Origin of the sequence: Brevundimonas sp. (assembly GCF_036405315.1) — a bacterium.
GTDB lineage: Bacteria > Pseudomonadota > Alphaproteobacteria > Caulobacterales > Caulobacteraceae > Brevundimonas.
On the sequence record NZ_DASWXW010000174.1, the window covers coordinates 1 to 10,781 of the forward strand.

Below are 10,781 nucleotides of genomic sequence, written 5' to 3' on the forward strand. Positions count from 1 at the left end.
ATGTCCCAGCCGCCCGGTCCGGCCTGATCCTCGGCCTCGACGATGACGGCGGTGGCCACGTCGCCGAAGATGAAGTGGCTGTCGCGATCCTTGAAGTTCAGGTGGGCCGAGCAGATCTCGGGGTTGACCATCAGCACGGCCTTGACCGAGCCCGAGGCCACGAAGTCCGCCGCCGTCTTGATGCCGAATGTGGCGGAGGAACAGGCCACGTTCATGTCGAAGGCGAAGCCCTCGATGCCCAGCGCCTGCTGCACCTCGATGGCCATGGCGGGGTAGGGGCGCTGCATGTTCGACGCGGCGCAGATGACGGCGCCGATCTCGCTGGCCGGCTTGCCCCAGGCCTTGATGGCGTCCTGGGCGGCCTTCACGGCCATCTCGGCCAGGATCGACAGTTCGTCGTCGCCGCGCGCGGGCAGATGGGGCAGCATGCGCTCGGGGTCGATGATGCCCGCCTTGTCCATGACGAAGCGCGCCTTGATGCCCGAGGCCTTCTCGATGAAGGCTTCCGAGGACGGCGTCTTCAACTCCAGCTCGCCCGCGGCGATGGCCTCGGCGTTCTCGGCGTTCCAGCCTTCCGCCCAGGCGTTGTAGGCGGCGACCAGTTCGGCGTTCGAGATCGACTGCTCCGGCGTGAACAGGCCGGTGGCGGAGATGACGGCTTTTTGCAACTTTTTGGTTCCCTAACGCTCGGCGCGCGGCGCCTCGCTGCATGAGGGAAGACGACCCTTGCGGCGAAGTTCGGGCGCCTCGCGGCCGGACAGGTCCGTAGCGATAACGAACCCCCTCAATAGGCCGGTGGAAGGCTCCGGTCGAGACTGGCTTTTATGCCTCTCCACCATCTGTTGATGCGCCCGCGCGGGGGGGCGGGCAAGGGATGATCCCGCGCGGCGATCAGGGCCTCGACCAGGTCCTCGGCCTCGCACGGCCAGCCCTCGGGCGTGACATAGACCGGATAGCCGATCAGGGCGGCGTGGATGACAGATTGCAGGCTGGCGCGGCGGGTGCGTCGCTGGAACGTCAGTCGGTCGTCGGTCAGGCCCCAGCCCGCGTAGAAGGGCCGGCCATAGACGCTGACGGCCTTGCCGCGCATCAGGGCCTCGAACCCCGTCAGCGAGGTCAGCGTCGCCAGCCGGTCGCAGGCGTTCAGGCAGTCGATGATGTCCAGGTCGTCGGCTGAGGCGTCGACCTCCTCCATCGCCGCATGGTCCAGCAGGCCGGGCCGGTTGCCGGCCGTCACGTCCGGGTGGTTGCGGTAGATCAGGAAGGCGTCGGGATGATCCGCCCGCGCCGCCTTCACCAGCCCCGAATTGGTGCGCAGGTCCGGGCCGCAGCCCATCATGATCGAGCGGTCGTTCTCGACCTGACCCACGACCAGCAGGATGGGCCTGTCCTTGGGCCAGCTTGCGGGGACCCCCGCCCCCTTCAGATTGTATTTCGACAGGCCCGCCTCGACCACGCGGGCGCGAAGGGCCTCGGCCCGCGCCGCCTGATCCGGCGACGGCTCGCCCGCCTCGATCAGGCTCTCCAGACGGCTGGGCCGGGTGGGGTCGTAGTAGACGCCCTGATCGTCGAGCGCGACGGACAGGGCGCCGAAGAAGTCGGACCCAAGCCCGCGCGAACGGATGAAGCCGTCCTCCATCCGTACGACCGGCCCTTCAAAGGCGTCGGCGGCGGCGCGGATCTGCGACGTCTCCTTGCCGGCCCACCAGATCAGCTTGCCGCCCGTCGCCCGCGCATGGGCGACGGCGGCGGATGACCGCCAGAAATAGCGCACCCGGCCCTTGGGCGAGTTCAGCAGGCGGCGCACCGGCGGTCGCTTGGCCGGGGCGAAGCCGACGGCGGCCCAGTCGCCCGCCAGGCGGTCGGCCCGGTCGCGCAGGGCGATCAGACGTTCGAGCGCAGCTTCCGCCTCGCACCGCTGGCCCGTCACCGGATCGACATAGCGGGTGTAGGCGATCAGGGCAGCCGCCGTGATCTGCTCCAGGTCGCGCGCCACGCCGCGCCGCCCGGTCGAAACCGCATCTGTCGTCAGGCCCCAGCCCGAATAGAAGGGGGCGCCGAAGCAGCGCACCGGCAGGCCGCGCAACAGGGCCTCGAACCCCAGGGCCGAGGTCACGACATAGACTGCATCCACCGCCGCCAGCAGGTCGGCGGGCCGCACGTCGCTGTCGATCAGGGTGACGCCGTCCAGTTGATCCGCCGGAATGCAGCCCGACTTGCGCCCCGCCGCCACGGCCGGGTGGCGCTTGACGATCAACTGGGCGCCCGGCTCGTCGCGCCGCGCCGTCGCCAGCATGTTGGAGAAGCTGGCTTCGGTCGCCAGCCCATAGCCGATGGAGGCGTCCCCGAAGGTCTGGTCCACGATCAGCATCCGGCGGCCGGGCTTCAGCAGGGCGGCATCCAGCGGCCCGCCCATGTTGGTTTTGGACACGCCCGAGGCGACAATGCGCTCGATCAGGCCGCGCGCGCGGACCCGCATCGCCGCGTCGCACCAGTCGGGGGCGGTCTGGATCAGTTGCTCCAGCCGACTGGTCCGGGTCGCGTCGTAATAGACGCCGAGGTCGTCGACGATCAGGCTGAGGCTGGTCGCTCCGCTTTCGCCGATCCCGACCGAGCGCAGGAAGCCGTCCTCCAGGGCGACATAGGGTTTGCCGTGCTTTTCCGCCCAGCGCCGCCCCGCCGCCGCCGTCGGCTTCATGCCCCAGCCGAGAACGGCCTCGGTCTGCGCGCCAGGCAGGGCGGACGGTGCATAGTCGGGCAGGAAGGCGGACAGGAAGGGAAGCTTCAGCACCCCCGGCGCGCACGCCCAGGCGCGGGTTTTGGACGAGGGCGGAAGCGGTGCGGTCATCGGGTTTGTCTAGGGTTTGTGGAGCTTTGGCGCCACCCCGTGCTTCCTTCTCCCTCAGGGGGGAGAAGGGCTTAGAGGTCCGCCAGTATATCCTGCGCCTGTTCCAGATGCAGTCGCTCGACCATCTCCCCCTCGACGCGGATCACCCCAAGCCCCGCAGCCTCAGGCGCGGCGAAGGCGGCGACCACCTTGCGCGCCCATTCGACCTCTTCAGCCGAGGCCCCGAACGCCGCATTGGCCCCTTCGATCTGCGAAGGGTGAATCAGGCTCTTGCCATCGAAGCCGTACAGCCGCCCCTGCGTGCACTCGGCCACAAACCCTGCCTGGTCCTTGATGCGGTTGAACACCCCGTCGATGACCGTCAGGCCCTTGGCCCGGGCATGGGCCACGACCGCCGCCAGCCAGGGCTTCAGCGGCTCGCGGTCCGCCGAGGCGCCGGTCTTCAGCGCCTTTGCCAGATCGTTGACGCCCAGCATCAGGCCGCTGAGCGCCCCGTCCGCTTCGGCGATGGCCTTGAGGTCGACCAGGGCGCGCGGCGTCTCGATCATGGCCCACAGGTCGGCGCCGGGGCGAAGCCCGTCTGACAGGGCGAGGACCGTGGCTGCGCTCTCGACCTTGGGCGCGACGATTAGGTCGACCGGCGCATCGCGCAGGGCCGCCAGGTCCTCGGCGCCCCAGGCCGTGTCCAGCCCGTTGATCCGCACGCCCAGTCGCGGGCCGAAGCCGCCCTCATGCGCCGCCGCGACCGCCGCCGCGCGGGCTTCAGCCTTCATTTCGGGCGCGACCGCGTCCTCCAGATCCAGCACGGCCACGTCGCAGGCCAGGGACCGCGCCTTTTCGACCGCGCGGGCGTTGGAGGCCGGCAGGTAGAGGACGCTGCGCGTCCGCATCAGACCCGGCCCGTGACGGGGATCAGGGCGCCGGTGATGGCGCGCGCCTGGGGCGAGGCCAGGAACAGGATGGCGGCGGCCAGATCGGCGGGCGCGACCCATTTCTTCGGATCGGCATCGGGCATGTCTGCCCGGTTGGCCGGCGTGTCGATGATGGAGGGCAGGACGGCGTTGACCGTCACCGAGGTTGATTTCAACTCCTCGGCCAGGGCTTCGGTCAGGCGATGCACCGCCGACTTGGACGCGGCATAGGCGCCCATGCCGTGCGCCGCCTTCAGCGCGCCATTGGCGCCGATGTTGACGATCCGTCCCTCGGACGAGGCCTTCAGATGGGGCAGGGCGGCGCGGCTGGCGTTCAGGGCGGTGGTCAGGTTCAGGGCGAACATGCGGCCCCATTCGTCGTCGCCGCCCTCGACCCCCTGCCAGACGAAGCCGCCGGCGATGTTCAGCAGGACGTCCAGACGACCGAAATGCGCGACGACCGCCTCGACCGCCTTGGTCGCCTGAGCGGGGTCGGTCAGGTCGACGCCGCCGACCTCCAGCACGCCCTCGGGCACGGCATGGCCGCTGGCGTGGTCGATGACGGCGACCTTCAGTCCCTGCGCCAGCGCGGCCTCGACCACGGCCTTGCCCAACACGCCGTGTCCGCCGGTGATCGCCACGACCCGTTCGCCCATTGTCCCGCTCCCTGATGGTTCGGCGCGGACCATAGCGGCGCGGGCGGCGGGATCAATTGGGGATCAGGCGCTCCAGAGCCGCGCGGCGCCGCGCACGCCCGAGGAATCGCCCCAACGGGCCGCGATGATCCGCCCGTCCCAGTGGTCGGAGAAGGCGTGGCGTCCCACGATCTCGGGCAGGCGGTCATACAGTTCGCCGACGTTCGACATGCCGCCGCCCAGCACGAAGACCTCAGGATCGACCAGGTTGACGATCATGGCCAGGGCTCGGCCCAGCCGGTCGATGTAGCGGTCCAAAGCCGACGCTGCGCCCGCGTCGCCCTTGCGTGCCGCTTCGACAATGGCCTGCGCCTTCCACGCCCGCCCCGTCATCGCCTCATGATCGCGCTGGAAGCCCGAGCCGGACACCCAGGTCTCCAGGCAGCCGTTCAGGCCGCACCAGCAGGCGGGGCCAGGCGCTTCGTCGACCGAGGGCCAGGGCAGGGAGATATGGCCGATCTCGGCGGCCACGCCGTGCGCCCCCTCGACCAGCTTTCCATCAATGACCAGCCCGCCGCCGCAGCCGGTGCCGAGAATGACGCCGAAGACGCTGCGCGCGCCCGCGCCCGCTCCGTCCACGGCTTCCGACAGAGCCAGGCAGTTGGCGTCGTTGGCCAGCCGCGTCGGGCGGCCCAGCGCGGCCTCCAGGTCCTCGCCGAAACGGCGGCCGTTCAGATAGGTCGAGTTGGCGTTGCGGATCAGGCCGGTGCGCGGCGAGGGCGAGCCGGGAATGGCTAGGCCGACCGAGCGCGTCGGTCCCGCCTCGGCCTCGACCCGCGCGATCAGGTCGGCGACCAGGGCCAGGGCGGCGTCGTAGCTTCCAGGATTGGGTTCGCGGATTCGCGCGGCGAAGGCGCCGGCGTCATCCAGCGCCGCCGCCTCGATCTTGGTGCCGCCGAAGTCGACCCCGATCCGCATCAGGCGGAAAAGACCTTGGCCATCAGTCCTTCCAGCGCCTCGGCGTCCACGGCGTCGAAGGCGGCCTTCTCGGTTGCGTCGACGTCCAGCACGGCGATCAGGTCGCCGGCGCCGTTCAGCACCGGGACCACGATCTCGCTGGCCGAGCGGCTGTCGCAGGCGATGTGGCCGGGGAAGGCGTGGACGTCCTCGACCACCTGGGTCTGGCGCGTCCTGGCCGCCGCGCCGCAGACGCCGCGCCCGAAGGGAATGCGCAGGCAGCCCAGCGTGCCTTGATAGGGGCCGACCACCAGTTCCTCGGGCTTCATCTCGTCCACGACGTAGAAGCCGGTCCAGAAGAAGATGGGGAAGGCGTCGGCCAGCATCGAGGCGACCGTCGCCATGCGCGCCGTCCGGTTCGGCTCGCCGTCGAGCACGGCTAGGATCTCGGCCTCGACCTCGGCGTAGCGTTCGGCCTTGTCGGCGGGGCGGTCGTCGCGGGCGACATAGGACATGGCGGCTCTCCTTCAGGAGACCGCCATATAGGCGAAACGCCGGCGGGCGATAGGGTCGCGCGCGTCACGCAGCGGCCAAAAGAAAACGGCGGCCCCGTTCGAGGCCGCCGTTTCAGCAGACTGACGAAGTCGGCGTCAGCCGTATTTCCTGGTGAAGGCTGCGTCGCTCATGGTGGCGTAGACGATGCCTTCGATCAGGGAGACCACGGACGGAATGAAGGTCCAGCAGAACAGGATGTAGAGCACGCCCCAGACCGGACGGCCGAGGTAGAATTTGTGCGCGCCAAGGCCGCCCAGCAGCAGGGCGAACAGCACGGCGGCGATCTTGCTCTTGGAGCCTGCGGCGGCGGCGCCAGCCTGCGGCGCGCCGCATTTCGGGCACTGGGCGGCGTCCTTGTGCAGGACCGTGGCGCAGCCAGAGCAGTATTTCTGGCCGCCGACGATGGAAGCGCCGCCTTCGGCGCTGGCGGTAGTGTCAGTCATGAATTCCCCCGAAACTCGGATGCGCCGAGATGGCGCAGGTCTAGCTTTGCTTTTGTGACCTGTCGAGAGAGGCGCGGCGGCCAACCGGGAAGCGCGCGGGTCCGGCGGTGGTAGGCCTGGAGGGACTCGAACCCCCAACCAGACCGTTATGAGCGGTCGGCTCTAACCATTGAGCTACAGGCCCCCGAAGCAGGGAGGTCGTGCCTAGCAGGGGATGCGTCCGCTGCAAAGACGCCCCGGACCTGTCGCGCTTTTCACGTCGATGAACGGAACCTGCACCGGGGGCTTTTGCGTTCGTTCAGCTTGAAACGGCCAAGGTAAGTCTTGGCTGGCGAACACGTCCGGCTGATGGACTTCACGGAGACTATGATGACCCGCACCGCACGCGCCCTGATGCTGGGCACGGCCCTGATGACTATGGCGGCGCCGGCCGCCATGGCCCAGTCGCAACCCGGCGGTTCTTCCCCGATGCAGGTGCACGCCATGGCGCAACAACCCGCCCTCAACCTGTCCGCCTATGGCGAGGTCAAGGTCGCCCCCGACCAGGCGACCATCAACTTCGGCGTCGTCACCGAGGCCGCCACGGCTCAGGAGGCCATGGCCCAGAACGCCCAGCAGATGACCCGCGTGGTCGCCGCCCTGCGCCGCGCCGGCATCAATGAGCGCGACATCCAGACCTCGGGCCTGAACCTGTCGGCGCAGTACGACTATCAGCAGAATCAGCCGCCCAAGCTGCGCGGCTATCAGGCCCAGAATCGCGTCACCGTGGTCATCAACGACCTGTCGAAGGTCGGCACGACCGCCGACGCCGTGGTGACGGCCGGGGTCAATCAGATCGACGGGATTTCCTTCGGCCTGAAGGACCCCAAGGCGGCCGAGGATCAAGCGCGCCAGCTGGCCGTGCGCGCCCTGCAGGACAAGGCGCGGCTCTACGCCCAGGCCCTGGGCGTCCAGTTGGGCGGCGTCCGCTCGCTGACCGAGGGCGGCGGCTTCATGCCCGAGCCGCCGCGTCCCATGTACGCCCGCGCCATGGCCATGGACGCAGGCGGCGCCTCGACCCCGGTGTCGGCGGGCGAACTGACGGTCCGCATCGACATCAGCGGGACCTACGACATCGGCCGCTGATTGGCAGATTGGACCATGAGGGGGAGGGCCCGCCGGCGCCGGCGGGCCCTTTCCGTATTCATTACCGCCCCTTCATTTGACGCACGCCGCTCGCGCCCTATGCTCGCGGCAGGCCGCGCGTGGCCACTGACCGGACGGCCGCCTGAGTTCCATGAAACAGTTCTTCCTGACCATGCTGGGCGTCTTCGCCGGGCTCGTGGCCTTCTTCATCGTCCTGCCGATCGCGGCCTTGCTGTTCTTCGCGGCGGCGGCCGGCGCGTCCAAGCCGACCACGCCGGCTCACGCTGTGCTGGAGCTGGACCTGCGCGAGGGTCTGACCGACCAGCAGCCGACCAATCCCTTCGCCGCCTTCGGCGGCTCGGGTCTGTCGGTGGTGCACATCGTCGACACCCTGGCCCAGGCCGAGAGGGATGACAACGTCAAGGTCCTGCTGATCCGCGCGCCCGAGACGGGCATGACGCCCGCCGCCGCCGACGAAGTGCGTCAGGCGATCAACCGCTTCCGCGCCTCGGGCAAGACGGTCATCGCCCACAGCCAGGGATTCATGCCGATCGGCGCAGTGGTCTCCAGCTACATGGTCGCGGCCAGCGCCGACCAGCTGTGGATGCAGAACACGGCCAGCTTCCAGGCCACGGGCCTGTCCACCGACAACCTCTTCCTGGGCCGCGCCTTCCAGAAATACGGCGTCCAGCCCGAGTTCGAGCAGCGTTACGAGTACAAGAACGCCGTCAACGAATACACGCAGAGCGACTTCACCGCCCCGCACCGCGAGGCGATGGTCGCCTGGATGACCTCCATCTACGACAGCGCCCTGGCCAATGTCGCGCGCGACCGCAAGGTCACGCTTGATGCGCTGAAGGCGACCATCGAAGCCGGTCCCTATTCGGCCGAGCAGGCCCTGTCGCTGAAGCTGGTCGACAAGATCGGCCAGGTCGAGGAGGCCGAAGCCGCCGCCAAGGCCAAGGCCGGCAAGGACGCCAAGATCATCAGCTTCGGCGACTACGCCTCGATGCAGGGCGCGCGCACCGGCTCGGGCAAGTCGGCTATCGCCATCGTCGGCGGCGAGGGCGCGATCATGACGGGGCGCGGCGCGGACGCCTCGCCCTTCGGTTCCGGCTCGGACATCCGTTCGGACGACACGGCCAAGGCCATCTATGACGCCATCGAGGACGAGGCGGTGAAGGCCATCGTCTTCCGCGTCTCCTCGCCGGGCGGTTCGCCCGAGGCCTCGGAACAGATCCTGGCCGCCGTGCGCGCGGCCAAGGCGGCGGGCAAGCCGGTGGTGGTCTCCATGGGCGCCTATGCGGCCTCGGGCGGCTACTGGATCAGTTCGGAAGCCGACTGGATCGTGGCGCAGCCCTCGACCCTGACCGGCTCGATCGGCGTCTTCGGCGGCAAGTTCGTGCTGGCCGACGCCCTGGGCCGTTTCGGTCTCGACATGCGCGGCCTGTCGGTCGGCGGCGACTACGCCGACGCCTTCTCCTCGACGCAGGGCTTTGATCAGGGCCAGCGCGCCGCCTTCGCCGCCTCGATGGACCGCGTCTACGAAGAGTTCGTCGCCCGGGTCGCCAAGGGCCGCAAACTGCCGGTCGAGCGGGTGCGCGAAATCGCCAAGGGCCGGGTCTGGACCGGGGCTCAGGCCAAGGAACTGGGTCTGGTCGATGAGTTGGGCGGCCTGAACGAAGCCATCATCAAGGCCCGCAAGCTGGCTGACATCCCCAACAGCGAGTCGGTGCGATTCAAACGTTTCCCGACCCCGCAATCGCCGTGGGAAGCCCTGGCCTCGGCCTTCGGAGCGTCGGGCCAGGCGGCGGACGCCATGATCTCGGTCGGCCGCGTCATGGGCGATCCGGCGGCTCAGGCCATGCTCAACCGCGTCGAGGCTGAACGTCTGCGCAGCCGCGGCGCGCTGGTCCTGGCTGACCAGTCGGCTTTTTGAGGGCCCCAGCCGCGAAAAGACCCTGACTGATGCGTGATGTCGCAGTCCATTGACCGTTCAGGTCGATGGACCGACATTGGGTTTCAGGCGTTCCTTCATCGGTGCGCCGTGAAAGGCAGTTCCATGATCCAGTCCGACCCCTTTGTTCAGATCGGCTTCAACGCCCGACGCCGCACCGGCGGCGGTCTGCTGGCGCCCTTCGTCTGGCTCGGCGGACTGGTGGCCACGGCCATCGCCGTGACCGTGGGCGCGGTCCTGGCCGTCCTGACCGCCGCCGCCGTGGCGGTGATCGCCCTGATCGCCGGCGTGGTGGTCTTCTTCGCCGGCTTCGCCTTCCGCGCCCGCCGCGCTCGCGCCGCCACGGCCCGTCGTGACGAGGGCGTGATCGACGCCCAGAAGGTCGGCGACACCTGGGTCGCCTACGGCTGGGAACGCGAAGGGCGCTGATCGGGCGCCATGCTCAGCTTCATCGACGCCCCGTCGCCCAATTTCAACGCCCGGCGCGGCCCGCCGGACATGTTGGTGCTGCACTACACCGGCATGCAGACGGCGGACGAAGCGGTCGCGCGTCTGCGCGATCCCGCCGCCGAGGTCTCGGCCCACTATGTGGTGAATGAGAACGGCGTGATCCTGCGTCTGGTGCCGGAAGAACGCCGCGCCTGGCACGCCGGTCGCGGCGCCTGGCAGGGCGAGACCGACGTCAACGCCGCCTCCATCGGCATAGAAATCGTCAATCCGGGCCATGAGTTCGGCTACCGCGCCTTTCCGGAGACGCAGATCGCCGCGGTGATCGAGCTGGTCGCCGACATCCGCTCGCGCTGGACCATTCCCGACGCCCGCATCATCGGCCATTCCGACACGGCGCCGGAGCGCAAGCAGGATCCGGGCGAACTCTTCCCGTGGAAGCGTCTGGCCGAGGCCGGGCACGGCCTGTGGTTCGATCCCGCCCCCGAACGCGTCGCCGCCCTGGGCGCCGACCTGTCGCCGGGCGACGAGGGTCTGGGCGTCATCGTCCTGCGCTCGGGCCTGCATCGGCTGGGCTACGGGCTGAAGCCGGGCGGCGACTACGACGGCGAAACGCGCCTGACGGTCGAGGCCTTCCAGCGCCACTGGCGGCCCGACCGCATCGACGGGATCGCCGACGGCGAGACCCGCGCCCGCCTGGTCGGCCTGCTCCAGTTGGCTTCGGTCGAGAGCGTCACCGGCGTTCTGGATTGACGCGCGGGCCGTTCGCGCGCACTTAGCCCCCGCCAGACGGCCGGGCGGTCGCGGCGAGAGCTTGCTCTTGTCGAGGAAAGTCCGGGCTCCACGGTGAAGAGGCGGCGGGTAACTCCCGCCCGGGGCGACCCGAGGGATAGCGCCACAGAA

Annotated in this window: 11 protein-coding genes and 1 tRNA gene; 4 read left to right on the forward strand and 8 right to left on the reverse strand. The window is 69.4% G+C overall.

All coding sequences use genetic code 11. From position 1 onward, the window contains the following. From VGE49_RS10835 to VGE49_RS10870, 8 genes are all read right to left on the reverse strand, one after another. Positions 1-668: beta-ketoacyl-ACP synthase III (locus VGE49_RS10835; protein WP_331034565.1), on the reverse strand; the 668-nt coding region annotated here is incomplete at its 3' end. Between the two features lie 116 nt (positions 669-784). Beyond that, positions 785-2,848 carry a capsular polysaccharide biosynthesis protein gene (locus tag VGE49_RS10840; RefSeq protein WP_331034566.1) on the reverse strand — a complete coding sequence of 688 codons (2,064 nt, stop codon included), beginning with the start codon at positions 2,846-2,848 and terminating at the stop codon, positions 785-787. Between the two features lie 71 nt (positions 2,849-2,919). Beyond that, positions 2,920-3,738: an HpcH/HpaI aldolase/citrate lyase family protein gene (locus VGE49_RS10845; protein ID WP_331034567.1), complete on the reverse strand. Its 819-nt coding sequence runs from the start codon at positions 3,736-3,738 to the stop codon at positions 2,920-2,922. Further along, on the reverse strand, positions 3,738-4,415 hold the full coding sequence (locus VGE49_RS10850; RefSeq protein ID WP_331034568.1) for an SDR family NAD(P)-dependent oxidoreductase: 678 nt from the start codon (positions 4,413-4,415) through the stop codon (positions 3,738-3,740). The genes VGE49_RS10845 and VGE49_RS10850 overlap by 1 nt, the downstream gene beginning before the upstream one ends. Before the next feature lie 63 nt (positions 4,416-4,478). Then, on the reverse strand, positions 4,479-5,375 hold the full coding sequence (locus VGE49_RS10855; RefSeq protein WP_331034575.1) for an ROK family protein: 897 nt from the start codon (positions 5,373-5,375) through the stop codon (positions 4,479-4,481). After that, a complete protein-coding gene (locus VGE49_RS10860) occupies positions 5,372-5,866 on the reverse strand; it encodes a GAF domain-containing protein (protein ID WP_331034569.1) in 495 nt (164 codons plus the stop codon). Before VGE49_RS10860 ends, VGE49_RS10855 begins: the two co-directional genes overlap by 4 nt. Before the next feature lie 135 nt (positions 5,867-6,001). Further along, complete coding sequence (locus VGE49_RS10865; protein ID WP_331034570.1) at positions 6,002-6,349, reverse strand: TM2 domain-containing protein; 348 nt, start codon at positions 6,347-6,349, stop codon at positions 6,002-6,004. 108 nt (positions 6,350-6,457) lie between these two features. After that, positions 6,458-6,533, reverse strand: a tRNA-Ile gene (locus VGE49_RS10870). 185 nt (positions 6,534-6,718) lie between these two features. On the opposite strand from VGE49_RS10870, the gene VGE49_RS10875 reads away from it, so the two are divergent. From VGE49_RS10875 to VGE49_RS10890, 4 genes are all read left to right on the forward strand, one after another. Further along, on the forward strand, positions 6,719-7,474 hold the full coding sequence (locus VGE49_RS10875) for an SIMPL domain-containing protein (RefSeq protein ID WP_331034571.1): 756 nt from the start codon (positions 6,719-6,721) through the stop codon (positions 7,472-7,474). Positions 7,475-7,625: 151 nt separating this feature from the next. After that, positions 7,626-9,413, forward strand: coding sequence for a signal peptide peptidase SppA (gene sppA / locus VGE49_RS10880; protein WP_331034572.1), 1,788 nt, complete (start codon positions 7,626-7,628; stop codon positions 9,411-9,413). Positions 9,414-9,536: 123 nt separating this feature from the next. After that, positions 9,537-9,860 carry a hypothetical protein gene (locus tag VGE49_RS10885; protein ID WP_331034573.1) on the forward strand — a complete coding sequence of 108 codons (324 nt, stop codon included), beginning with the start codon at positions 9,537-9,539 and terminating at the stop codon, positions 9,858-9,860. Between the two features lie 9 nt (positions 9,861-9,869). Continuing rightward, positions 9,870-10,631 carry a peptidoglycan recognition protein family protein gene (locus tag VGE49_RS10890; RefSeq protein WP_331034574.1) on the forward strand — a complete coding sequence of 254 codons (762 nt, stop codon included), beginning with the start codon at positions 9,870-9,872 and terminating at the stop codon, positions 10,629-10,631. The last annotated feature ends 150 nt before the right edge of the window (positions 10,632-10,781 follow it).